The following is a 23,451-nucleotide window of genomic DNA, read 5'->3' on the forward strand; positions in this document are numbered from 1 at the left end:
ATCTATAATGCTAACCGAAAAAGAGTATAAAGACGGTCAAATTCTTTTGATCGATAAGCCGTTGCAATGGACTTCTTTCCAAGTTGTAAACAAATTACGTTGGCTTATTCGAAAACAATTTTCTATCAAAAAATTAAAAGTTGGTCATGCTGGAACACTCGATCCACTAGCATCAGGCTTATTGGTTATATGTACAGGAAAATTCACTAAACGTATTCATGAGTTTCAAGGACAAACCAAAGAATATACTGGCACCATAAAACTTGGAGCCACTACTCCCTCATATGATCTAGAAACAGAAATCGATCATACGTTTCCTATCGATCATATTACCAAAGAAATGATATTGAATGCTACTACTCCTTTTATTGGAGAAATAGATCAATATCCTCCTGTTTTTTCTGCCTTAAAAAAAGAAGGAAAACGATTATATGAATATGCACGAGAAGGAGAAAATGTAGAAATTAATGCAAGAAAAATTACCATAAACAAATTTGAAATTACCAGAGTAGAACTACCTGAGGTAGATTTTAAGGTTGTATGTGGTAAAGGAACTTATATCAGATCATTGGCTCATGATTTTGGAAAAAGCTTACAGAGTGGTGCTCACTTAACAGCTCTGAGAAGAACCAAAATTGGATCATTTTCTGTTGAAGATGCTACTACTGTTCAGTTTTTTGAAGATCAGTTGCAGTCAAAAATAGAGACTACACAAAATAATGTAGTACAAAATTAGTTATAGATACTTATGGAATTTATAGAAAAACATAAAGCTCTTATCATCACATCAATGCTAATGGGGATTGTTGTTCTAAGTCTTTATAATATCAATATGATACATAAGCAAAAGGAACAATCAGAAATTTTGATGGAAATCCCTGAAGAGTTTCTTGCTCAAGAAGAAGAGCCTGAAGAAGAGCCTATTGCTGAAGATGACAGACAGTTAATTGCCTCTAAGAGAACACATGCTGCTTATAATGAAGATTTTGAGGATCATGATGAATTTGAAGAACGAATGAAATCTTTGACAGAGATTGAAGAAGCCGCTGCCGAAGAAGCTCAAGAATCCAAAACTACAGAAGGTGAAGTTCCTTTAGACGAAATTGAGTCTACAGAAAATAAGAAAAAAGAAAGCAAAAAAGCAGAAGGAGAAGAAACAAATAATAGAAATAGTTCTCTTACTTATAGCCTAGAGAATCGCAAAGCAGTTGATCTGCCAAATCCTGTTTATACCTGTAATGGTAGTGGTAAAGTAGTAGTAAAGATCGAAGTAAATAAAAATGGATATGTAGTAAACACTAAGGTTGATAAAAAAAAGTCTACTACCAGAAACGAATGCCTATTTGATAATGCTATGGATTATGCACGACAGGCTTTATTTTCTAGATCAGATATAGACGAACAAGAAGGATCTATCACATACTATTTTAATTACTCTAATTAGGCTATCAAAAAGTAACTCCTCAATCTATAAAAAACTAAAAACTGGGGCACAATAAAAGTTCCCCTAAAACAATAAGAACCAAGATTCTTTTATCATAAATCTTGGCTCTATAAATCTTTTATGCTTTTTATGCTATAGTAGATTCAACAAATCTTCTGCTATATTGGCTCCTTTGTCCTTATTATACCATGTTTGGAGATCTTCTTTAAATTCTGCATCCAAGCCACCATGTTTTTCTTTGTAGTTATTTACCATCTCTGTAGCTGTAGATGGCCTTGGACCCCAAGAATTTAGCACTTGCTTATTCTGAGCATCATATGCAATTAATTTAGGAATTGATTTCCCTCCATTAGTAAGAAAATTATTCATCAATTCATCATGTTCATCTCTCAATACAATTTTTAGGTCAATCCCTTCATTAAGCGACGCTAATTTATTCATAACTGGTAGTATATGAGCTGCATCACCACACCAACCTTCTGTCAACACTACCCATGTAACCTCTACGTCGGTATTAGAAAATGCATCAGCAACAGATTCATTAATCTTTAATGTTTTATCCCATCGCTTCATTCTACGGTCATTAAGAGTACTATAATTAGTTAATGCCTCTGATTGTTCATTACCTGTAGATTTACCTTCTGCCAATAAATCACTTACCAGATTTCGATATTGCTGATAGCTATATGCATTTTTTATACCTTCTTCTATGTATTCTGATACTGTTTTAAGAGTTGAATTTTTCATAAATAATTTGTTAGTTTATCTTATTGATAAAGTATTAGAAGGTTACATTGCTCAAACCTTACAAAATCACTATTTTTTTATTGCAGTGTTTTAATTTTTTGGAATTCCCAAAATATTTTTATTGCAAATTGAAAAAAGTTTAAATTACTTCTTGTCAAATCACAAAAAATAAGCTTTCAACTGATTTGTTTTTTTGATCTTTGTAGAAACAAATCTTATTTTCTTTGGACTACCTTTTACTTAAAAAAAGAATTTTGGCTGTTTATATAGCCTTGTTTCATCTTACCGTATTTGCTCAAAAAGATACTACTTTCTTTACTATAGAAGAAGCTTTGGCTAACAAAAATGAGGTTTTCGTATTAGACCTTTCTTTTAAGAGTATTGAAGCTTTACCAACAACCATTACTCAATTCCCCAATCTGCATACGCTAATTGCAGAGGGCAATAAAATTAGTAGTATTCCGCCATTTATAAGCCAACTCTCTACATTACAAGTTCTGGATTTGAGAGATAATAACATTACCGCCATACCCGAATCTTTTGGTAAACTGTCTGGACTAAAAAAATGTTTCTTAAATAAAAATCGAATCTCCTCTTTGCCAAAATCAATTGGTAATTTGACACAGCTAGAGGTATTGAACTTAGAAGGAAACAAAGTGGTTGATATTCCTGAAACTATTGCCAATCTATCTCAACTTAAAAATTTGCACCTGGAATGGAATTTACTAACCACATTACCCGAAGCAATTTGTTCTCTACAAAATCTTGAAGCACTAATTGTTTATGAAAATAAACTGACCAAATTACCAGATTGTCTTGATCAATTAAAAAGATTAACTGTATTAAATATATATCAAAATAATCTAACCTCATTACCTCCATCTATAGGCAATATACCTAATTTACATACGCTAAGTTTGGATCGTAACAAACTCACAAAATTTCCTAAAACACTTGGCAACCTAGAAAAACTTGTCTCTCTTAAGGCATATGGTAACTTATTGCAGTCGTTACCAAAATCTATAGGGAAGCTACAACAATTGCAGGTATTACACATACATCAAAATCAATTAAAAACTTTACCCAATACAATAGGCAAATTGCACCAATTAAAAGAACTGGTAGTAAGTTTTAATCAATTAACCTCATTACCTCCCGATTTTGGTACTATGAGTACACTAGAAAGCTTAAATCTATTTGATAATAAAATTACAACACTCCCTGAATCATTCGGTAATCTAAAAAACCTTAAGACTCTAAATATTAATAAAAATCAATTAACTACATTACCAATATCTTTTGGGGGATTATCACACCTTGAAATATTAAAATTAAATCACAACAAAATAAAAACAATTCCAAAATCTATAGGTGGATTACATAGATTAACTGAATTATTTTTGACAGACAATGACCTATCTATTCTTCCTGAATCTATCGGTAATTTATCTGCACTACAAATTCTAAAGGCAAACAAGAATAAGCTGCATAAACTACCTAATTCTATCTCTAGATTATCCTCTCTAAAAGCTATGTCATTAAGTGAAAATAACCTTACATCACTACCATCTTCTATAGGGGATCTAACAACACTAGAGAAATTAATTATCGATAAAAATGAATTGTACAGTTTACCAAAATCTATAGGCAATTTATCTTCTCTCACAAATTTTTCTGTAAATAGAAATAATATAGAGAGCATCCCTTTTAGCTTTGCTCAATTGAGCAACTTAAAAATTCTAAATCTTACTAGAAATCAAATACTCTATTTACCAGAAACAATTAAACACTTAACAAAACTAAAGTCTCTATACATCTCAAAAAACAATCTTACTACCATACCAGAGTCTATTCAACATCTTACCAAACTAACCACTTTATACGCAACAAGGAATTATTTATCTCGCAAGCAACGAGAGCAGCTGCTACGCTTTCTTCCAAGATGTAACATCTTCTCATATCCTCAAAAATAACACGACAGTATATCCTTTTATGAATAATTTTTAAATACTCATGTACACCCTGAAAACGGTGAATCGAGATACACTAGTATCAGTGTACTTTTAATGACATATACTTTACATCTTTGTATCTCGATCATCTTTGATACTACTATTAAAAAAAATATGATGTACACTCCCTATGTAAGAGATTTAAACAATAACTTTACATATGGGGAAATATCTCTTTTTTTAACCATCACGCACCTGTATGTATCACATTAAAAAGGTTTTCTGAAAGAAAATTTTAAATGCATGAAAAAAATAATTACTATAATCACATTATTAGCAGGGTATATAAGTGCCACAGCACAGGAAAACAAAATATACACCTCTCTAGAAGAAGCTTTAATCAACAAAGAGCAAGTCTATAAACTAGACCTGAACAATACCAATCTCGCCAAGTTTCCTCAATCAATTTTACAATTAACAAAATTACAATACCTAAATCTAGAAGGTAATAAAATAAATAAATTACCCGAATCTATCGATAAGCTCAAAGAGCTACAAACGCTAAACCTAAAACAGAATAAGCTCACCTCTCTGCCTCAATCATTCTGTACTCTAGAAACTATAGAAGTTTTGTTCTTGTCAGGAAATCAAATTGAATCGCTCCCAAATTCTATCGGGAATCTAAAAAACTTGGGATGGCTTTTCCTTAAAGGAAATAAAATTGAAGAATTACCCGAGTCTTTTGGCAATCTAAGTCAATTAAAAAAATTAGATCTTAGACAAAATCAACTTATAGGTTTGCCTAATAATTTTGGCAGTTTAACCAATCTACAAGAACTTTTATTAGAAAAAAACAAAATTTCTGAACTCCCCATTACATTTGGAAATCTAGAAAATATTGAAGCTATTAATCTATCTGGTAATGAGCTTGATGAATTACCAGAGTCTATAGGTAAGCTTAAAAATCTAGAATGGTTGCTTTGTAAACAAAATAAACTGAGTGAAATCCCAGAAACTATAGGAGGACTCGCGAAGCTAAAACTCTTATACCTGAACTCTAATAAAATAAGTAAATTACCAAAAACTATAGAAGGTCTAACCAATTTAAGAGATCTGAATATATCAGGAAATAGGCTATCCAAAAGTGAGAAAGAAAAAAGCAAACAACTATTACCTAACTGTGATATTAATTTTGAAAACAGTTATTACTCTTTACAAAAAGCATTGTTGAATAAAAAAAACGTAGACATCCTCTATCTCTCTGATTCTGAAATAACAGAACTACCTGAATCTATTGGTGAATTCAAAAACTTACAGAAATTGTACTTGATAGGCAACCACCTACAGAAGCTACCTAAATCTATAGAGAAACTAAAAAATCTAGAAACCTTATCCTTATCCTACAACAAGATTACCAAACTACCAGAATCGATAAACAAACTCAAAAGCTTGCAACAATTATATCTTGACAGCAATAAACTTTCTTCTGTTCCAGAGTCTATAAAAAGCCTAAAAAAATTAAAGGTTGTGCACTTATCAGGTAATCAATTTTCTGATATAGAAAAAGAAAGAGTTAAAAAGCTACTGCCCAATTGTTCTGTTTTATTTTAAAAAAATTATATTTTAGGAGTTTTAATCGCTGAAAATCAAAATATGCAAAAACACAAATGTGGCTGGTGTGTTGGTGATTCTTTGTATGAATCTTATCATGATACAGAATGGGGTGTACCACTTCATGACGAACGCCTTTTATTTGAATTTCTTGTACTAGAAACCTTTCAAGCAGGGTTAAGCTGGATTACCATTTTGCGTAAACGAGAAAATTTTAGAATTGCTTTTGATAATTTTGACTATAAAACCGTTGCTAAATATACAGATACAAAAAAGGAAGAATTACTACAAAATGCTGGAATCATTCGCAATAAGCTTAAGGTAAATTCTGCAATAAGTAATGCCCAGAATTTTATTAAAATCCAGAAAGAGTTTGGTAGTTTTGATGCATATATCTGGGGCTTTGTAAACGGAGAACCTATTCAAAATAATTGGAGCAATTATAAAGACAGTCCCGCTACAACAGAAATGTCTGACAAAATAAGTAAAGACCTAAAAAAACGAGGTTTTAAGTTTGTTGGTTCTACTGTAATCTATGCATTTATGCAAGCTATCGGTATGGTAAATGACCATGAAACAGGTTGTTTTAGATATAATGAAGTATAATTTGAGATAAAAAGTCAAGGCTTATAACTTTGATCCAAAAGCCAAATCACCTGCATCTCCTAAACCAGGAACTATATAACTTTTACTATTCAATTGTTCATCAACTGCTGCAATCCATAACTGAGTATTAGGAGGAAATGTATTATCAACATAAGCAACTCCTTGCTCTGAACCAATTACAGAAACAATATGTGTTTGTTTAGGGGTTCCATATTTTTTTATTGCCTCAAAAGTAACTTCCAGAGTATTTCCTGTTGCCAACATAGGATCTACAAGAATTAAAATTTTATCCTGTATTGAAGGAGATGCTAGATAATTAACCACAATATCAAAATCATCATTGTCATCTTGATGTTTTCTATATGCTGAAATAAATGCATTTTCTACATGATCAAAATAATTCAACACTCCCTGATGCAAAGGCAATCCTGCTCTAAGAATCGAACACAATACAATCTTATCGTCTGGTACTGACACCTCTTTAATACCTAGAGGCGTAGTTACCTTTTTTGTAGTATAGTTTAACGTTTTACTAAGCTCATAGCTTAAGATTTCACCAATACGCTCTATATTCTTCCTAAAACGCATAGCATCTTTCTGTATCTCTATATCTCTAAGTTCTGATACAAATTGGTTTAAAACTGAATTTCCTATTCCTAAATTGTGAACATTCATTATTTATACTGTTTTTCTAAGCGTCAAAAACCAAACGCATATTAATAATTACAAATAGCTCAAGAATTCTTCTCTAGGGATTTCTTTACCTCCTAAACTAGCCAAATGCTCTGTATACACCTGACAATCTATTATTTTTATTTCTTTTTCCTTCAGCCATTCTACCAAAGCTATAAAACCATATTTAGAAGCATTACTTACTTTAGAGAACATACTTTCTCCACAAAAGACGTTTACCTCATTTAGTAAAACTCCATATAAACCTCCTACTAATTTTGATTCGTCCCAAACTTCAACAGATATCGCATACCCTAGCTCATGTAATTTTGTATATGCTTGTTTCATATCCCCTGTAATCCAACTCCCTTCTTGTTCTGGTCGTGAGATTTTTGCACAATTATCGATAACATTCTCAAAATCTTTATTAAAAGTTACTTCAAACCGATTTTTTCTAATCAGTTGTCGCATACTTTTACTCACTTTAAGCTCTGTTGGAAACAGCACCATTCTGGGATCAGGGCTAAACCATAATATTGGTTGATCCTCATTATACCACGGAAAAATTCCTTGGTGATAAGCCTTTAATAACCTATCGACAGAAAGATCTCCTCCTATTGCTAATAACCCATCACTATCTGCGCAAGTAACAGGCGGAAACTCTATTGTATTAGTAAGAATGTACAAAATATCTTCTATTTACAAACAAACATATAATATTAAATATCAATTAGTTGTTTGAATTCATCAAAAAAATCGCAATATTTGTGTAAGGCCTTTTAAGACAGATTTTGTTCATCATTGCTTTTTTGAATTTTATTAAAAGGTTGACCTAATACCATAATAATAAAAAGTCCGATATGAAGATATCGGACTTTTTTCTTTTTATCAAAAAAATATTGTATCAAAAAGCCTATTGCTTAAAATGGCAAATCATCATGTTCTTCTTTTGAGAAATCTGATGCAGGCTCAAAATTATCTGCTGGTGGTGCCGTAGGGGTAGGAGCATTTTGGGCTACAGCTTGTAAGCTCTCAATTCTCCATCCTTGTATAGAATTAAAATACTTGGTCTCTCCTTGTGGGTTCACCCATTCTCGACCACGTAAATTAATACTAATCTTTACATCATGACCTACCTGAAAAGGGTTTAATAAATCACATTTATCTTGAACAAACTCTACCATGATATGTTGTGGATACTGTTCTTCTGTTGTTACCACAATCTCTCTCTTTCTAAAACCATTGCTTCCAAAGGTTTGAGTATCACCGATCATCTTTACTTTACCTTGTACTTCCATCTTATTGAATTATTATTTTGCTGCTAAAATATTCCATGCAGTATCTATGTCATCTTTATCCAGATACTGTTTTGCAAATTTATGAATTTCTATCAGGTTAGCCTGCTGAATTTTACTCTTAATATCCATATGGTTATTAACAAATTCTAAAGCCTTGGTTTTTTCAGGAATCACCTCAACATTTCCTAATTTTCCTAGATCATTTCCTGTAAAAACTGTACTTGTTTTAACCTCCTCAGGCAACACATCTACTCCAATACCCATAGTACTTAAAGGTTTAGGCACTTCAAACATTCCCATATTTGCTCGAGTATACCAATTGCCTCCCATACGAGCAACCAAATCTATCTTGTGTTGATCTATCTTATTATTGTCATCCATTACATCTTCATTGATATGCATAAGAAGCACCTCACAAATAACCAAGTTACCTGCTCCACCTTCTTGCCCCATAGGAACAACCTCATTGACTTTGCATTCAAATTGCACAGGAGCCTCTCCTACACGATATGCCTTTACTTTTTCTGAAGGTACCATTGTGAGTCCCGATTTCACAAACTCATTAACCCCTTCTGGATACTCTGTACTTGATAATGACATTTGTTGAACAATATCATAATTTACAATATTGATCACTACTTCTTTGGTAGATATTGCATTATCCAATGTATGTTTTGTTGTATTATTTCTTACTCTTCTTGCTGGTGAAAAAATAAGAATTGGCGGATTTGCACTAAATACATTAAAAAAACTAAACGGAGATAAATTTGCAGTACCATTATCATCTACCGTACTAGCAAAAGCTATAGGCCTAGGGCCAATTGCTCCAAGCATTAAACCGTGTAATTTTCCTGTAGTAACTTGTAATGGATCAATTGTAATCATACATTTATTTTATAATTTCACAAAGATAATCAAACTTTGGCTTTGTGTCTATTGTAGATATAGGTTTTAGTTATCTATTTTATAAGCAATAAAATTGTTTTAAAACGGTTATATTTAAGCTTAAATTAATAAGGTTATATGAATTTTTCTGATGAGCGTAATTTTTCGAGCTATTTTATTATCATCGCGGTTCTGGTAATAACTGGATTAGTTTTATGGAACACTTCATTATTCATACAACGACTTAAAGATGATGAACGAACCAAGATTCAAATTTGGGCTCAATCACAAAAAGCACTAAACAGCGAACAATCTGATGATTATCTAGAATTGTCTATTATCATAGGAGCTACCAATAAATCCATTCCTATTATTATTACAGATTCTACAGGTGATTTTGTAAAGGATTCTTTGGGAAATCCCGATCCTAGTTATTTTCAAAATTTATCACAAAATGTGATGAAAAATGAAGAAAACCTCAAATCCTATTTACATACCTTAAAATCAGAAAATGCACCTATCGAGCTTGACCTCAAAGGCACTGTTCAATACATCTATTATGGTAATTCTGATATATTGAATAAACTAAAGTATTACCCAATCACCATTGCAATCATCATTTTTTTACTCATAGGGGTTATTTACTTTTTCTTTACCACCTCTAAGGCTAGTGAGCAAAATAAATTATGGGCAGGTATGGCAAAAGAAACTGCTCATCAAATTGGTACTCCCTTATCATCATTGGTTGGGTGGAACGAAATTCTTAAAACAGAAAATGTAAATCCTGAATATATTACCGAAATAGAAAAGGATATCGAAAGATTAAAGGTTATTACTGAGCGTTTTTCTAAAATTGGTTCTATTCCTAATCTTGAAGAAGTTGATATTGTAGAAGAAACCAGAAACGCATATACGTACCTTCAATCCAGAAGTTCTAAACTAATTAATTTTTCGCTTAACCTACCAGAAAAACCAATTTATGTTTCTTTAAATTCTCAACTATATAGTTGGACAATTGAAAATTTGGTTAAAAATGCTATTGATGCCATGAGAGGTAAAGGGGATTTACAAATTGATCTTGTTGATGATGCAAAAAGAGTATTTATCAGAATAAAAGATACAGGAAAAGGTATTCCTAAAGGAAAGTTTACCAAAATTTTTGAGCCAGGATACACCTCCAAAAGTCGAGGGTGGGGGCTAGGGTTATCTCTATCCAAAAGAATTATAGAAGAATATCATTTGGGCAAAATCAAAGTACTTCGTTCTGAAATTGGTATAGGCACCACTTTTCAGATCACACTACGCAAAAATGAGGCTACTATTTAATGCATATCCCCTTGTTATAAAAAGAACTTACATCAACTTATGCTTAAAATCATCACTTATTATGTTACACTTCAATTTTGGTAATTTGATATAACAATATTTTTTTCGCAACGTTATACAGTTTCTATTGAACTAAATCTATGTACTGTGAAAACCGAATATATTATATTAAAAGAAGCAGCTCTTACTAATAATTGCCCCGAGTGTTATTCTACAGACGGTATGGTACTTTCTTTTAAACAAAAAAGAGTATCCTCAAAGTTTATGGTCAAAACCAAAAATAACATTGTTGAAAATATTAATTGTAAAAAATGTGAAAGCGAAATCTTTCCTGGTCAATGGACAATAGATATAGAAAGAGTATATGATTACCATAAAAAAACAATCCCTCAAACATCTGGCTCATTGCGATTTACAAAACTATTCTACTTATTACTTCTATTGATTATAGGTATCGCAACTGTAGGGTATCTTTACTTTTTTCAACCTCATCTACTTAGTATGAGTATCTAAAAATTAGTATTGCTTCATAAGCTGTCTCAATTCATCTGTAATCACAAAAGTGGCGTTGGTATTAAAATCAAAACAAACAGCTACATCATGACCTTCTGCACATAACACTCCTTCATCATTATATAATTCATGATACAAACCAAAGCTAGAGTTTTTAATAAACGCTACTTTGGTTTGTATCAATACATTTCCTGGAAAAAAAAGTGGATTCTTAAAATCACAATGAGTAGATACCAGCATAGGTCCTTTTTTAGTTTCGGCATATAGTTTTGCTAATCCTGTTACCTCCCAAAATTGAACTCGTGCACTTTGCATGTATTTCATGAAATTCACATTATTCACATGTTGATAGGTATCCATCTCACTCCAATCAATTCGAAGTTTTAATGATAATTTAAAATCCGATTCCTGCATATATCTATAAATTAGATTGAATTTCTTCTGCCAGTTTTTTAAAATCTACATCTGACATAGAAACTTTATGCTGAAAAGTCATTTCTTTCATTTCATTTATTGGAATAAGATGCACATGTGCATGAGGTACTTCTAGGCCTACAACGGCAATTCCTACTCGCTTACAAGAAACTGTTTTCTCTAGAGCCTTAGCTACTTTATGAGAAAATCGCATTAACTCTAGGTACTCATCTTCTTCTAGGTCAAAAATTTTATCTTCTTCTTTTTTAGGAATACATAGTGTATGTCCTTTTGCGTTTGGATTAATATCCAAAAAGGCATAATGTTTATCATCTTCGGCAATCCTGTAGGAGGGGATCTCACCTTTTATGATTTTGGTAAATAAGGTAGACATTAATTAAATTTTAGCTGGGTTACGGTTCCGAAATATACTTTATTTATCCTTAATTTTATCTCATAAAAAAGCCTTTTTTAAAAAATAAAAAAGGCTTTTTTTACATTTCCAAGAAATTACTTCTTTATTCTCTGGTAATCTCTACTACATCAAATTTCATAATACCATTAGGTACTTGTATTTCTGCTATTTCACCTACACTTTTACCCAATAAACCTTTTCCGATAGGAGAGTCTACTGATATTTTCCCTGTTTTTAGATCTGCCTCACTTTGCGCTACCAGTTTATAGGTCATTTCTGCACCATTTGTTTGGTTCTTGATCTTTACAGTAGAATGTATAAGCGCTTTAGACGTATCTAATTGAGATTCGTCTATTAAGCGAGCGTTTGCAAGGGTTTCTTCTAATTTAGAAATTCTCATTTCTAACAATCCTTGCGCTTCTTTGGCGGCATCATATTCGGCATTTTCACTTAAATCGCCTTTATCACGTGCCTCAGCTATTGCCTGAGAAGCTTTGGGGCGTTCTATATCCTTAAGTTGACCTACTTCGTCTCTTAATTTTTTTAGCCCCTCTGCAGTATAATAAGATACTTTGCTCATAACTTCATCGTTTATATAAATACAAAAAATCCCATAAGAATGGGATTTGTTATTCAAAGATAACAAAAAATTTACGGAAGACCTCAAATTTACGTAATTTGCCCACACAATAATTACGTAATAAAACAACGTATAAAAACTAGTGAAGACTAATATTATCACTAACAGATAATAAACACAATAAGATGAAAAAAATTCTATTTATAATTATCACTTTTTTTATTGTATCCTGTAGCAGTGATGACAACAGAGATAATAATCAATTCTTGCCTCCTTCTAGTATTAATTATCAAATTAATTTGAATTTACCTCAATTTAATCCTCTTAAATTTCCAGATGGTCACATTATAGATTACTCTGAAAATGGGAGTATTAAAGGAATCATTATTTATAATATTAACAATACTCAATATGCAGCCTTTGAGTTGAGTGATCCCAACCATTCTCCTAGTTCTTGTTCTACTCAAAAAATCGTTGGCCATACTTCTACTTGTAATTGTGAGGACGGGAATAGCTATAATATAATTACAGGACAAAAAACTTCAGGAACAGGGGCAGGTCAATTTGGATTACGACGATACAATATACGTAGGAATGGAAACACCTTGTTTATCACTAATTAATGTGTTTTTTTAGAAACAAGAATAATTACAGAATTATAGTCAAAACTTTTGAGTTCAAATTTATATTCTTCCCAAAATGAGATAGTTGTTGTTTCTTCTTGTTTACCATTTACCCCATGTATAGCAACTCGTATTTCGCCACATTTATTACCTTTAGATAACTGCAAATCTGCCCTTGCTTTTGTTATCCCTTTATCTCTGTAATTGTTAAACTTAAATGTTTGTAAAAATATGCTTAAAGAATCTTTGAGCATGATCGATGAATCCAAATCAACTTTTACCAACCATTCATTTTGTCTTTTTCCTGTTTTTATATCACAATCTTGTTGTGCATATACAGGGAGGCTACAAAACAAGGCAAGGAGAAGCATAGGCATTACTGCATATGGCAAAGTTCTATTTAAAAACACATTTATTCTTTTCATTACGCTACTTAAAAAAACTCGACAGAATTTAAAAATCAATCAATTATACATCAACATACTTATGCCATTGATCTATTTTTTCTTTTTCTGAGTTTTACATCTGTAAAGATATCATTATTACTGCCAATTATAAGCCCAATCTTTCCAAACGACTTCTAATCCTCTGTTTTTAAGCATTTGCACGACCTCTTCTGTAGTACGCTCATCAGAAATCTCAAACTGTTCTAGGGATTGTGGTGCCACTGCATATCCCCCTGGATTAGTTTTGGATTCTGCACTTATCGAAGTAACCCCAAGATTCACAATATTTTCTCTAAATACTTCGCTTTCTCTTGTAGACATTGATAATTCTACATCTTCATCCAACAAACGAAAAGCACATATCAATTGTACCAAATCTGCATCTTTCATTTCTACTTTTGGCTCCAACCCTCCACTGTGGGGTCTAAGTCTAGGAAACGATATAGAGTATTTTGTTTTCCAATATTCTTTTTGCAAGTAATGTAGATGCAATGCTGTAAAAAAACTATCAGCTCTCCAATCTTCTAATCCGAATAAAGCGCCTAATCCGATTTTATGAATTCCTGCTTTACCCAATCGATCTGGAGTCTCTAACCGATAATCAAAATTAGATTTTCTTCCTTTGGGGTGGTGTTTTTTATATTCTTCTTTATGATACGTTTCCTGATATACTAATACTGCATAAAGGCCACTATCAATTAAGGTTTCATATTCTTGTTGTTGCAGGGGTTGTACTTCAATAGTAATATTTGCAAATTCTGATTGAATTAATCGTATTGCATTATTTATATAATCTACTCCTACTGTTCTATTGGCTTCTCCTGTAACCAAAAGGATATGATCATATCCTTTTGATTTTAAAAAACGTACTTCTTTTAAAATCTCTTGATCGGTTAATGTTCTTCTGGGGATTTTATTGGTCATACTAAAACCGCAATATGTACAAATATTCTGACACTCATTACTCAAATACATAGGAGCATACATTTGAATCGTATTTCCAAATCTCTTTTTGGTAATATTACTGCTCATCTGTGCCATTTGCTCTAAATATGGCTTTGCAACTGGCGAAATTAGCGCTTTAAAATCCTCAAGATCTCTTTTGCTCTTGGATAGCGCATGAACAACATCATTTTCTGTTTTAGAATAAATACTAGATAGTACTTCATCCCAATCGTATTGCTCAAATATATTTTTAAAAGATTTCATTATGCTATTTTACCTATTAAGCTTCTACGCTACCTATTTTTCTGAGAGAAAACTTGTAAGCGGACTGCTTGCTTCTGCATGTTGTTTTACTGGGGCTAATTTTGCATTATAAGCCATTCGACCTGCTTCTACAGCCATTTTAAAAGCTTGTGCCATCACTATAGGCTGTTGAGATACTGCAATAGCTGTATTTACCAATACTGCATCTGCCCCAATTTCCATAGCATGCGCTGCATGCGAAGGGCTCCCAATTCCTGCATCTACAATTACAGGAACATTACTTTGGTCTATTATAATCTCTAAAAACTCTAGTGTTTTTAATCCTTTATTACTTCCTATAGGTGCTCCCAATGGCATTACACATTGCACTCCTACTTCTTCTAATCGTTTGCACAAAACTGGGTCTGCATGGATATAAGGCATTACTACAAATCCTTTTTTCACTAATTCTTCTGCCGCTTTTAGTGTCTCTATGGGATCGGGTAATAAATATTTTGGATCTGGATGAATTTCTAATTTTACCCAATTGGTCTCTAGTGCTTCTCTTGCCAATTGCGCAGCAAAAATTGCTTCTTTGGCATCACGTACTCCTGATGTATTTGGCAGCAAACTAATTCTAGAATGAGTCAAATGATTTAATATATCATCTTTTTCATTATCTACATCAACTCGTTTTAATGCTACTGTAATCAATTCACTTTCTGATGCAAGCAATGCATCTCTCATTAATTGAGAGGAGCTAAATTTTCCTGTTCCTGTAAACAAACGTGACGAAAACTCTTTGTCTGCAATTTTTAGTTTATCCATTTTATTTAAAACTATTATTAACCAATTGTTGGGGGATATTCTTTTTTATATTTTTAATCTTTTGTTCAAGATTTTCTTGACGAGTTAACATTCCTGAGACTGCAACTCCTGTAACCTTTGTTTTTATGAGATCAGGGATATCTGCCTCTGTAATCCCTCCTATTGCAACGACAGGTATTTCTATATTTTTACCATGCAATTCTTCTATAATATTTCTGTAACCTTCTAGCCCTAGTACTGGACTTAGATTCTTTTTAGTATTTGTATATTTATAGGGGCCTAAACCTATATAATCAACTCCTGCACGAATCTGTTGTATACAGTCTTCTATCGTATTAGCTGTACCCCCAATAATAAAATTATCTCCTAAGATTTTTCTAGCTTCTTCTGGTGATGTATCATTAAGTCCTAAATGCACTCCATCTGCCATAGCTACTTTGGCCACACTTATACTATCATTGACAACCATGATTGCTCCATATTGATCACAGATATCTCTACATCGCATTGCTGTTTTAAGATGTGTAATCCTTTCTTCATTCTTGATACGTAACTGTATCCATTTGCCTCCATTTTTGCAAACTTCTTCTATATTATATAGATGCTCTTGAGGCGTTTCTCCTTGTGATATATACTGAAGCTCAATCATTTATTTTATTATTTATAGAGTTGTAAATTACTTTTACCACCCTTTTTTATTTATTTACTTTCTAAACCCTATGATATCCTAACAAGCTAGTATTAGAACTCAATACTTTTTCGGTATATCTCTTTCCTCTGAAACATGATTGCAACAAAGAAAAACCTTGCGCCAGATACATTGCAATTGCTGATGACAGCACACAACCACTCCCATGTTTTTCAGCTATATTTTTTCCTTTAGGATTCAACACAAAATGTTTTCTATTTATAGTAAACAACTCATCTTTTCCTATATCCTTATCTCTATGCCCTCCTTTGAGAAACAGATTACACTTATCACTAATGTGTTTTACTGTTTCTTCAATCGTTTTATCTGTGTATAGCTTTTCTATTTCATGATAATTAGGCGTCAACAAATAGATTTTTTTTGTTATTTCTTCAACTATTTTGTTAGCGTTATTATTCTCTGAACCTAAGGAATGAAACTCAAATTCTGAACTTGATTTTAATACTGGATCCAAAACAATCCTAATATTTTTATTTTTTTCTAATAAAACATCTATAATTTCATTTAGCACCTTCCAGTTTTCAACAATTCCGATTTTGACCACATCAATCACAAAACGATCAAACAATATGTCTATTTGATTTTTGATTACTGCTATATCTACCCAATGACATTCTTTAAACTCTACATCATTCTGAACTGTATTTGCGGTACAAACTGCCAACCCATATCCTTTGAGTGCTTCAAAAGTTTTGATATCTGCGGTAAGGCCTGCTCCATTTGATGGATCAAAACCTGCAATAGTAAGTATGTATGGACGTTTTATCATACTATTATATCTACAGTTTTAAAATTGCTACATTCCTATTCAATTTTTTCATACCTTAATTTTATTTCCTTTGTTTCTGCATCAAATAAAACAATCTGAAACTTATAAAATATCCCTTTATACGTTTTGACAATAAACAACACTCCAGTTTTAATACTCTCTCTTCTTAATCGTGAACTAACGACATCCAACTTTTCAACCTCTTCTAAAGTAATTTCTAGACTATTTGATTCATGCACTATTAATCTTGGATTTACATCAGGTCCATCCGTACTAATTGAAGCAAATTCAGGATCACTCGGTTCTATAAAAAAGCCATTCTTTACTTTGATACTTTTAAAAACTTCTTCTTCTGTTGCTCCTGCATTTAACTTTATTAACTTATGGGTATCTATATCAAGTATTACTGCGGGATAGGATCCAAAGCTATCTTTATTGATTGTCAACTCATGGACAACTGTAGAATCTTTCTCAACCTTTTTATCTTGGGCGTGAACAAAATTTATTGACATTACCGCTACTACTATCATTAATATTCTCATAGATATTAATTTAATTTTTCTTTTATTTCTACAAAACTACGTATTGGGTTTTCAGAATTCCATACACCACCCAGAACGCCTACACCTGAATATCCCAAATCAAATGTTGCTTGTAATGTATCTTTATTAATTCCCCCCATTCCTACTACAAACTTGTTCATATCTGTAACATCAAACCCTTTTCCTTTATATCCAGCTTTAGAGATTGAGCTAAATACGGGACTAAGCAAAACGTATTCAAAATCAACTTGACAATTTTCAATATCTTCTTTGGTATGAAAAGAACTACTTATTCTCGCCCCTTTACTTTGATAATCAAGGATATATCCTTGAAGGTTATCTCCTAAATCCAGTCGTGGTTGTTCTTGAATATGAATTCCTCTCAAATTAAACTCGTGATACAACTCATGGTATTGATGTAGCATTATTCGATTATAATATTTAGCTTCTACCTTATGGAGTAATGTTCTATAACCTTCTATATCCAAGGTAGGTTTACGCAAGTGTATTATTTCTAATCCATTCTTGAATAACTCATTGATATAATTAGCTTCTTTCTCTATTTCTCTTTCTGAAGTAAGTACAATTAGCATCATTTTTGATTTAGAAAATTAAATAAACTGGCCTCGAAATAAGCCCACAAAATATTCGTTTAAAACGAAGCTTTAATTTTGAAGCAAGCTTCGGAGCATTAAAACCTCGCTTAGTGAGTAAAGAGGAAGTTTTGAATTTTTTTTCAAAACATCTATATAGAACTCATTTAAGATTTTTGGATTTAAGCGAAAATTAGAAGTTTTTAGTTCTCTTGAAGTCCTTTTTGAGTTGCATAGCATCGCTACGGAAGAAAAAAAAAGACGAAAATAGCGCTGAAAACAGCAGTTTTTTAGCAAATTAAAAAACCTTAAATAAGTTCATAGTATATTTCACAATTTCACTCTTCTATACATATAGTTTACTTACAGGTATACTTCGCTTCCTTTGTCTTTAAATTCTTCTGCTTTTTCCTTCATACCTGTTTCAAATACTTTTTGACTATCTAATTCTTTTTTTGCTGCATATTCTCTTACTTCCTGAGATATTTTCATTGAGCAAAACTTAGGTCCGCACATACTACAAAAGTGTGCAATTTTTGCTCCTTCTGCTGGTAGGGTTTCATCATGGTATTCTCTTGCTAATTCAGGGTCGAGAGATAAATTAAATTGATCTTCCCAACGAAATTCAAAACGCGCCTTACTCAATGCATCATCTCTATGTTGTGATCCTGGATGCCCTTTGGCCAAATCAGCTGCATGTGCTGCCAATTTATAGGTAATCACTCCTGTACGTACATCTTCTTTATTCGGTAATCCCAAATGTTCTTTAGGAGTTACATAACATAACATTGCAGTACCAAACCAACCAATCATAGCTGCTCCAATTCCTGAGGTAATATGATCATATCCTGGCGCAATATCAGTGGTTAATGGCCCTAATGTATAAAAAGGAGCTTCTCCACAAGCCTCTAACTGCTTATCCATATTAGCTTTGATCATATGCATAGGCACATGCCCTGGTCCTTCTATAAAAGTTTGCACATCATGTTTCCATGCAATTTTTGTCAACTCACCAAGGGTTTCTAATTCTGCAAATTGTGCTTCATCATTAGCATCTGCAATACATCCTGGGCGTAGGCCATCTCCTAAAGAAAAAGCCACATCATAGGCTTTTAATATCTCGCAGATTTCTTCAAAATGTGTGTATAGGAAACTTTCTTTGTGATGTGCCAAACACCATTTTGCCATAATTGATCCTCCACGAGAAACAATACCTGTAATTCTTTTGGCAGTCATTGGCACGTAAGCCAATCGCACTCCTGCATGAATTGTAAAATAATCCACTCCCTGCTCTGCCTGCTCAATCAATGTGTCTTTAAAAATTTCCCAGGTTAAATCTTCTGCTTTACCGTTTACTTTTTCTAAGGCTTGGTATATAGGTACCGTTCCTATAGGTACTGGTGAATTACGTATGATCCATTCTCGAGTTTCGTGAATATTTTTTCCTGTAGAAAGGTCCATAATATTATCTGCTCCCCAACGACATGCCCATACTGCTTTTTCTACTTCTTCTTCTATACTTGATGTCGTTGCAGAGTTACCTATATTGGCATTTATTTTTACCAAGAAGTTTCTGCCTATGATCATAGGTTCACTTTCTGGATGATTGATATTACATGGTATTACAGCACGACCTCTAGCTACTTCTTCTCTTACAAATTCTGGTGTAATAACCTCTGGAATACTTGCTCCAAAATCTTGTCCTGGGTGTTGTTTAGACAATTGTTTTACTTCTTGCAGTTTTTGATTCTCACGAATGGCTATATACTCCATCTCTGGGGTAATGATTCCTTGCTTTGCATAATACATTTGCGAAACATTTTTTCCTTTTTTTGCACGTTTAGGCTTACGTAGATGGTTAAATCGTAAGTGGTCTAAACTAGAATCATTTAATCTTTTGTTACAGTATTCTGAAGAAAAACTACTTAATTCATCTACATCTCCACGATCCAAAATCCATTGTTCTCGTATAGGTTCGATACCATCATGTACATTGATTTCTTTTGATGGGTCGGTATAGGGGCCACTAGTATCATATACCGTTACGGGTGGATTTGGTATCTTTTTCCCTGTAAAACTATCTGTGGTATCATCCAAAGAAATTTCGCGCATAGCAACATTAATTTGTGGATGAATTTCTCCTGGCACATAGATTTTTTTAGAATTAGGAAACGGCTTGGTAGAAATTACTTTTTCTTGCGGAGCGGTATCTTTTTTCTTCATTTTATAACGTTTTGATATATGTATTTAGTAACTATCTGGCATCTGCCATTTTTTTATTACAAATTTGCTTTATGCATTAAACGATTTATTACAGCTCAAACTGTTTCAAAACACAGTAACAATGTTATGCTGTATCAAATTTTAAACTTCATAACAAGTTCTAATGCAAAGCATACAAACTAATCTTTATCCTCCTTGAGTAGCTTTTATAATGGTTACCTGATCTTCTTGTTGCAAATGGGTCTTGCCCCAATTTTCTTTTGCAATGATCTCATTATTAATTGCTACTGCTATCCCCTTGGTCACAATATGTAATTGTTCTAATACGGTAGATATCGAGCTATTTTCTGAAATAGATTGTTGTTTGTTATTAATGTTTATGGTCATTTTAAAAAAAATTAATTCCATAAACTTTAGGCAGTATTTACCTATTTTGAAGAAGAAAATTCACATAAATAGACATCGTATCTATATATGTGAAATTAACTTTTCCCTTCGCCGGTACTAACCGTGTCAGGTTCAAAGGGTTTTTCTCAGAACTTGCATCGCAAATCCACCCCTAAAGCTTATGTTGTAAAAGTAATGAAACTCAAGCTTAAAATTACTTTTAAGCTTGAGTTTTTATTAAAATTTTAATGTTGCTCCCAGCAAAAAGTTAATTCCTGCTTGTGGATAAAACCCTGCACCTTCATTAGTTGTCACTGCTCCAGTATCTTCATCTCGATCATCATAGGTGTAAAAATACCCATTGGATTCATAGGTTGCATCAAAGATATTATTTACCAATCCTGTTAATACTATTGACTTGAATACTGGGATGTTTTTGATTTCATAAACAATGTTCAAGTCATTTACAAAGAATCCATCTAGCTTAGAGTTTTCACTATCTATATTACCCATATATTGTTCTCCAACATACTTAGAGAGAAACCCTAATTGAAGGTTTTTTAAAGGACTATAAACAATCATATTACCTGCTACAATATTTGGAGAGTAAGATAAGTTTGTATCTCCAAGGTTGATTAAACTTCCATTCCTTGAAGTAACAAAATCTCTATTCTTATTGGTACTTAATGCAATATTAGGTTTGATGGTAAATTTATCAGAAAGAATAATGTTTGCATCAATTTCGATTCCTAAACGATAGCTCTCACCACTTGTTTCTCTAATTGGATTTCCTACATCGTCTAAGGCTCCTGTAAGCACTAATTGATCTCTATACCACATGTAGTACACATTGGTATTAACTTCTATTTTATTTTTTACCAATCGCCATCCTAATTCTATATCATTCAATCTTTCTTCAGTATCTATTCCTTTTTCAAAATCACTTCTTCTGGGCTCTCTATTTGCTCTAGCATATGATACATACATATGATTTGAGTCATTAAATTGATATGTTGCTCCTAATTTAGGGTTAAAAAATTCATAACTCTTATCAACTTCCAGAGGAATACGATCAGAAGTTTGCCCTGTTGACTCATAACTTACAAAACGTCCTTGAAGATCTAAAAAGGCACTCCATTTTTCATTAACCCTATAGGTTGTTTTACCAAAAAAGGTAATTTCATCTTTCTTTCCATTTCCAAAGTAATATTGATCTCTTAATTCAGAGCCCCCAGCATTTTGAGCCCATATTACTTCTCCAAAATGATCTCCATCATAGAGGCTATAAAACCCTCCAAAATCTATATCTACTTGATCATTTTTATAATTGGCAGATGCATTAATTACATAATAATCATTATCTAACCATTTACGACGTACCAAATCTGTTGTATTAATCGTATCTACACTACTTACAACAGGAGTAAAATCATAGTCTGCAAAATTCTGATCTTCTTTATATTGTTCAAAAAAACCTCTTCCATAGGTATAGTTCAAACTTAGATTTGTAGACCAGTTTTTATTATATTTCTGATTCCAATGTAATTGATAATGATCTTGTTTATAATCATCTACTTCATTGTCATAAAAACGTGTTTCTCCGTTTTCATCTGTATATTCTCCTACAGGGTTAAATGTTCTATTTTCTTTTAATGTTTTTTCACCTATTCCGTCCCATGCTTGGTATGTCACTTCATGGCCTCCAAAAGTAATTGCTTTGACCAGTGTGTTATTATCTACATAAGCTCCCTGCAAAAAATACGATTTTAAATCAGAAGAAGCACGGTCTATATACCCATCAGAAGCAATAGCTGATAAACGCCCTGCAATTTCTATATTGTTATTGATTAACCCTGTACTAAATTTTACATTATGCCTTCTTGTTGCAAATGATCCAAACGAATTTGATATTTCTGCATTGGCAATTTCTGAAACTGCATCTGTAAGGATATTTACACTTGCTCCAAATGCTCCTGATCCATTGGTAGACGTTCCAACGCCTCGTTGTAATTGAAGACTTTCTATAGAAGAGGCAAAATCTTGTAAATTCACCCAAAAAGTACCTTGACTCTCTGCATCATTATACGGAATACCGTTTAAAGTTATATTGACTCTTGATGCGTCACTCCCTCTAACTCGTATAGAGGTGTATCCTATCCCTGCTCCTGCATCTGAAGTGGATACTACAGAGGGGAGATAATTTAATAAAAATGGAACATCTTGACCAAGATTACGCGTTGCAAGTTCTTCTTTTGATACATTAGAATGAGTAACAGGTGAATCTGCTTCTACGCGTACTGATTTTACTAAAACCTCATCTAATTTTTCAATTTCAGATTGAATTGAATCTATTTGTTTTTCCTGAGCTACTAGATTTACACTCAATAAGAAAACTGTAAGATAAAATAATATATTTTTCATTCGTAAATATGCTATACGAATAAAAGGGGTTATTATTCAGTTTTAAAAATAGTTGTTTTAAAATGTTCTTTAAAAAAACACTTTCCAATTTTATATTGCTTACCAATTATAAAATCATGGTCTAGCACTCCCTTGGCAGCATTATCTGCCCAGGTTCATTGGGTATGATCTCAGCCATTCATTGTCAAAAGTAAAAAGTTGATACATATGTAATATCCCCTGTCTTACCTCAAAACTAAGAAAAGCACCCCTTTGAGAT

The 23,451-nt window shown here is 32.6% G+C and carries 26 protein-coding genes and 1 riboswitch; of the genes, 8 read left to right on the top strand and 18 right to left on the bottom strand.

The window, feature by feature from the left end; genetic code table 11:
- Positions 1-7 precede the first annotated feature (7 nt).
- Together truB and DG508_RS07705 are read left to right on the top strand one after the other, a co-directional pair.
- Positions 8-736, top strand: coding sequence for a tRNA pseudouridine(55) synthase TruB (truB, locus tag DG508_RS07700; protein ID WP_108867591.1), 729 nt, complete (start codon positions 8-10; stop codon positions 734-736).
- A gap of 12 nt (positions 737-748) precedes the next feature.
- Entirely contained in the window at positions 749-1,444 is a 696-nt protein-coding gene (locus DG508_RS07705) for a hypothetical protein (protein WP_108867592.1), read from the top strand.
- A 132-nt stretch (positions 1,445-1,576) separates the two neighbouring features.
- On the opposite strand, the gene DG508_RS07710 is transcribed toward DG508_RS07705, so the two are convergent.
- Complete coding sequence (locus DG508_RS07710; RefSeq protein WP_108867593.1) at positions 1,577-2,191, bottom strand: thioredoxin family protein; 615 nt, start codon at positions 2,189-2,191, stop codon at positions 1,577-1,579.
- 254 nt (positions 2,192-2,445) lie between these two features.
- Between DG508_RS07710 and DG508_RS07715 the strand changes: the two genes are divergently transcribed.
- From DG508_RS07715 to DG508_RS07725, 3 genes are all read left to right on the top strand, one after another.
- The gene (locus DG508_RS07715) at positions 2,446-4,164 is read left to right on the top strand and encodes a leucine-rich repeat domain-containing protein (RefSeq protein ID WP_159090747.1); all 1,719 of its coding nucleotides are present in this window, start codon (positions 2,446-2,448) and stop codon (positions 4,162-4,164) included.
- A gap of 282 nt (positions 4,165-4,446) precedes the next feature.
- On the top strand, positions 4,447-5,754 hold the full coding sequence (locus tag DG508_RS07720; protein ID WP_108867595.1) for a leucine-rich repeat domain-containing protein: 1,308 nt from the start codon (positions 4,447-4,449) through the stop codon (positions 5,752-5,754).
- A gap of 42 nt (positions 5,755-5,796) precedes the next feature.
- Positions 5,797-6,360 (top strand): DNA-3-methyladenine glycosylase I, encoded by a 564-nt coding sequence (locus tag DG508_RS07725; RefSeq protein WP_108867596.1) that lies wholly within the window; start codon positions 5,797-5,799, stop codon positions 6,358-6,360.
- A 21-nt stretch (positions 6,361-6,381) separates the two neighbouring features.
- Here DG508_RS07725 and upp read toward each other — a convergent pair whose 3' ends face one another.
- The 4 genes from upp to DG508_RS07745 form a co-directional block, all read right to left on the bottom strand.
- Positions 6,382-7,035: a uracil phosphoribosyltransferase gene (gene upp / locus DG508_RS07730; protein WP_108867597.1), complete on the bottom strand. Its 654-nt coding sequence runs from the start codon at positions 7,033-7,035 to the stop codon at positions 6,382-6,384.
- Between the two features lie 48 nt (positions 7,036-7,083).
- Positions 7,084-7,719: a leucyl/phenylalanyl-tRNA--protein transferase gene (gene aat, locus DG508_RS07735; RefSeq protein WP_108867598.1), complete on the bottom strand. Its 636-nt coding sequence runs from the start codon at positions 7,717-7,719 to the stop codon at positions 7,084-7,086.
- A gap of 233 nt (positions 7,720-7,952) precedes the next feature.
- Complete coding sequence (locus DG508_RS07740; protein ID WP_108867599.1) at positions 7,953-8,330, bottom strand: DUF3127 domain-containing protein; 378 nt, start codon at positions 8,328-8,330, stop codon at positions 7,953-7,955.
- A 12-nt stretch (positions 8,331-8,342) separates the two neighbouring features.
- On the bottom strand, positions 8,343-9,215 hold the full coding sequence (locus tag DG508_RS07745) for a flavin reductase family protein (RefSeq protein WP_108867600.1): 873 nt from the start codon (positions 9,213-9,215) through the stop codon (positions 8,343-8,345).
- A gap of 138 nt (positions 9,216-9,353) precedes the next feature.
- Here DG508_RS07745 and DG508_RS07750 point away from each other — a divergent pair, with 138 nt between their 5' ends.
- Together DG508_RS07750 and DG508_RS07755 are read left to right on the top strand one after the other, a co-directional pair.
- The gene (locus DG508_RS07750; protein WP_108867601.1) at positions 9,354-10,541 is read left to right on the top strand and encodes a sensor histidine kinase; all 1,188 of its coding nucleotides are present in this window, start codon (positions 9,354-9,356) and stop codon (positions 10,539-10,541) included.
- Positions 10,542-10,688: 147 nt separating this feature from the next.
- Positions 10,689-11,054 carry a hypothetical protein gene (locus DG508_RS07755; protein WP_108867602.1) on the top strand — a complete coding sequence of 122 codons (366 nt, stop codon included), beginning with the start codon at positions 10,689-10,691 and terminating at the stop codon, positions 11,052-11,054.
- A gap of 3 nt (positions 11,055-11,057) precedes the next feature.
- Here the strand turns inward: DG508_RS07755 and DG508_RS07760 are convergent, their stop codons facing one another.
- From DG508_RS07760 to greA, 3 genes are all read right to left on the bottom strand, one after another.
- Positions 11,058-11,468, bottom strand: coding sequence for an acyl-CoA thioesterase (locus DG508_RS07760; protein WP_108867603.1), 411 nt, complete (start codon positions 11,466-11,468; stop codon positions 11,058-11,060).
- Positions 11,469-11,472: 4 nt separating this feature from the next.
- Entirely contained in the window at positions 11,473-11,862 is a 390-nt protein-coding gene (locus tag DG508_RS07765; RefSeq protein WP_108867604.1) for an HIT family protein, read from the bottom strand.
- A 124-nt stretch (positions 11,863-11,986) separates the two neighbouring features.
- On the bottom strand, positions 11,987-12,463 hold the full coding sequence (greA, locus tag DG508_RS07770; protein WP_108867605.1) for a transcription elongation factor GreA: 477 nt from the start codon (positions 12,461-12,463) through the stop codon (positions 11,987-11,989).
- Positions 12,464-12,648: 185 nt separating this feature from the next.
- On the opposite strand from greA, the gene DG508_RS07775 reads away from it, so the two are divergent.
- Complete coding sequence (locus tag DG508_RS07775; protein WP_108867606.1) at positions 12,649-13,086, top strand: hypothetical protein; 438 nt, start codon at positions 12,649-12,651, stop codon at positions 13,084-13,086.
- Here the strand turns inward: DG508_RS07775 and DG508_RS07780 are convergent.
- From DG508_RS07780 to DG508_RS07825, 10 genes are all read right to left on the bottom strand, one after another.
- Positions 13,083-13,511 (bottom strand): hypothetical protein, encoded by a 429-nt coding sequence (locus tag DG508_RS07780; protein WP_108867607.1) that lies wholly within the window; start codon positions 13,509-13,511, stop codon positions 13,083-13,085. The genes DG508_RS07775 and DG508_RS07780 overlap by 4 nt on opposite strands.
- Positions 13,512-13,628: 117 nt before the next feature.
- Complete coding sequence (gene thiH, locus DG508_RS07785) at positions 13,629-14,741, bottom strand: 2-iminoacetate synthase ThiH (RefSeq protein WP_108867608.1); 1,113 nt, start codon at positions 14,739-14,741, stop codon at positions 13,629-13,631.
- A 33-nt stretch (positions 14,742-14,774) separates the two neighbouring features.
- Entirely contained in the window at positions 14,775-15,548 is a 774-nt protein-coding gene (locus DG508_RS07790) for a thiazole synthase (RefSeq protein WP_108867609.1), read from the bottom strand.
- Position 15,549: 1 nt separating this feature from the next.
- Entirely contained in the window at positions 15,550-16,197 is a 648-nt protein-coding gene (locus tag DG508_RS07795; protein ID WP_108867610.1) for a thiamine phosphate synthase, read from the bottom strand.
- Between the two features lie 61 nt (positions 16,198-16,258).
- Positions 16,259-17,026 carry a hydroxymethylpyrimidine/phosphomethylpyrimidine kinase gene (locus tag DG508_RS07800; protein ID WP_108867611.1) on the bottom strand — a complete coding sequence of 256 codons (768 nt, stop codon included), beginning with the start codon at positions 17,024-17,026 and terminating at the stop codon, positions 16,259-16,261.
- A gap of 35 nt (positions 17,027-17,061) precedes the next feature.
- A complete protein-coding gene (locus DG508_RS07805; RefSeq protein WP_108867612.1) occupies positions 17,062-17,568 on the bottom strand; it encodes a hypothetical protein in 507 nt (168 codons plus the stop codon).
- A 5-nt stretch (positions 17,569-17,573) separates the two neighbouring features.
- Positions 17,574-18,164 carry a thiamine phosphate synthase gene (locus DG508_RS07810; RefSeq protein ID WP_234418199.1) on the bottom strand — a complete coding sequence of 197 codons (591 nt, stop codon included), beginning with the start codon at positions 18,162-18,164 and terminating at the stop codon, positions 17,574-17,576.
- Between the two features lie 360 nt (positions 18,165-18,524).
- Positions 18,525-20,384, bottom strand: coding sequence for a phosphomethylpyrimidine synthase ThiC (thiC, locus tag DG508_RS07815; RefSeq protein WP_108867614.1), 1,860 nt, complete (start codon positions 20,382-20,384; stop codon positions 18,525-18,527).
- A 186-nt stretch (positions 20,385-20,570) separates the two neighbouring features.
- On the bottom strand, positions 20,571-20,792 hold the full coding sequence (gene thiS, locus DG508_RS07820; protein ID WP_234418200.1) for a sulfur carrier protein ThiS: 222 nt from the start codon (positions 20,790-20,792) through the stop codon (positions 20,571-20,573).
- Positions 20,793-20,857: 65 nt separating this feature from the next.
- A riboswitch (TPP riboswitch) is annotated at positions 20,858-20,955 on the bottom strand.
- 53 nt (positions 20,956-21,008) lie between these two features.
- Positions 21,009-23,192 (bottom strand): TonB-dependent receptor, encoded by a 2,184-nt coding sequence (locus tag DG508_RS07825; RefSeq protein WP_108867615.1) that lies wholly within the window; start codon positions 23,190-23,192, stop codon positions 21,009-21,011.
- Positions 23,193-23,451 lie beyond the last annotated feature (259 nt).

It is taken from the genome of Aquimarina aquimarini (assembly GCF_900299535.1).
In the GTDB taxonomy this organism is placed as follows: Bacteria; Bacteroidota; Bacteroidia; order Flavobacteriales; family Flavobacteriaceae; genus Aquimarina; species Aquimarina aquimarini.

Bases quoted from the DNA above. Each gene is read 5' to 3' on its own strand.
- thiH (WP_108867608.1), bottom strand. From the start codon at position 14,741: ATGAAATCTTTTAAAAATATATTTGAGCAATACGATTGGGATGAAGTA.
- DG508_RS07745 (WP_108867600.1), bottom strand. From the start codon at position 9,215: ATGATTACAATTGATCCATTACAAGTTACTACAGGAAAATTACACGGT.
- DG508_RS07825 (WP_108867615.1), bottom strand. From the start codon at position 23,192: ATGAAAAATATATTATTTTATCTTACAGTTTTCTTATTGAGTGTAAAT.
- DG508_RS07795 (WP_108867610.1), bottom strand. From the start codon at position 16,197: ATGATTGAGCTTCAGTATATATCACAAGGAGAAACGCCTCAAGAGCAT.
- greA (WP_108867605.1), bottom strand. From the start codon at position 12,463: ATGAGCAAAGTATCTTATTATACTGCAGAGGGGCTAAAAAAATTAAGA.
- DG508_RS07705 (WP_108867592.1), top strand. From the start codon at position 749: ATGGAATTTATAGAAAAACATAAAGCTCTTATCATCACATCAATGCTA.
- DG508_RS07760 (WP_108867603.1), bottom strand. From the start codon at position 11,468: ATGCAGGAATCGGATTTTAAATTATCATTAAAACTTCGAATTGATTGG.
- thiC (WP_108867614.1), bottom strand. From the start codon at position 20,384: ATGAAGAAAAAAGATACCGCTCCGCAAGAAAAAGTAATTTCTACCAAG.
- DG508_RS07725 (WP_108867596.1), top strand. From the start codon at position 5,797: ATGCAAAAACACAAATGTGGCTGGTGTGTTGGTGATTCTTTGTATGAA.
- DG508_RS07775 (WP_108867606.1), top strand. From the start codon at position 12,649: ATGAAAAAAATTCTATTTATAATTATCACTTTTTTTATTGTATCCTGT.
- DG508_RS07805 (WP_108867612.1), bottom strand. From the start codon at position 17,568: ATGAGAATATTAATGATAGTAGTAGCGGTAATGTCAATAAATTTTGTT.
- truB (WP_108867591.1), top strand. From the start codon at position 8: ATGCTAACCGAAAAAGAGTATAAAGACGGTCAAATTCTTTTGATCGAT.
- DG508_RS07740 (WP_108867599.1), bottom strand. From the start codon at position 8,330: ATGGAAGTACAAGGTAAAGTAAAGATGATCGGTGATACTCAAACCTTT.
- DG508_RS07750 (WP_108867601.1), top strand. From the start codon at position 9,354: ATGAATTTTTCTGATGAGCGTAATTTTTCGAGCTATTTTATTATCATC.
- DG508_RS07710 (WP_108867593.1), bottom strand. From the start codon at position 2,191: ATGAAAAATTCAACTCTTAAAACAGTATCAGAATACATAGAAGAAGGT.
- DG508_RS07800 (WP_108867611.1), bottom strand. From the start codon at position 17,026: ATGATAAAACGTCCATACATACTTACTATTGCAGGTTTTGATCCATCA.
- DG508_RS07790 (WP_108867609.1), bottom strand. From the start codon at position 15,548: ATGGATAAACTAAAAATTGCAGACAAAGAGTTTTCGTCACGTTTGTTT.
- upp (WP_108867597.1), bottom strand. From the start codon at position 7,035: ATGAATGTTCACAATTTAGGAATAGGAAATTCAGTTTTAAACCAATTT.
- thiS (WP_234418200.1), bottom strand. From the start codon at position 20,792: ATGGAATTAATTTTTTTTAAAATGACCATAAACATTAATAACAAACAA.
- DG508_RS07810 (WP_234418199.1), bottom strand. From the start codon at position 18,164: ATGATGCTAATTGTACTTACTTCAGAAAGAGAAATAGAGAAAGAAGCT.
- DG508_RS07780 (WP_108867607.1), bottom strand. From the start codon at position 13,511: ATGAAAAGAATAAATGTGTTTTTAAATAGAACTTTGCCATATGCAGTA.
- DG508_RS07720 (WP_108867595.1), top strand. From the start codon at position 4,447: ATGAAAAAAATAATTACTATAATCACATTATTAGCAGGGTATATAAGT.
- DG508_RS07765 (WP_108867604.1), bottom strand. From the start codon at position 11,862: ATGTCTACCTTATTTACCAAAATCATAAAAGGTGAGATCCCCTCCTAC.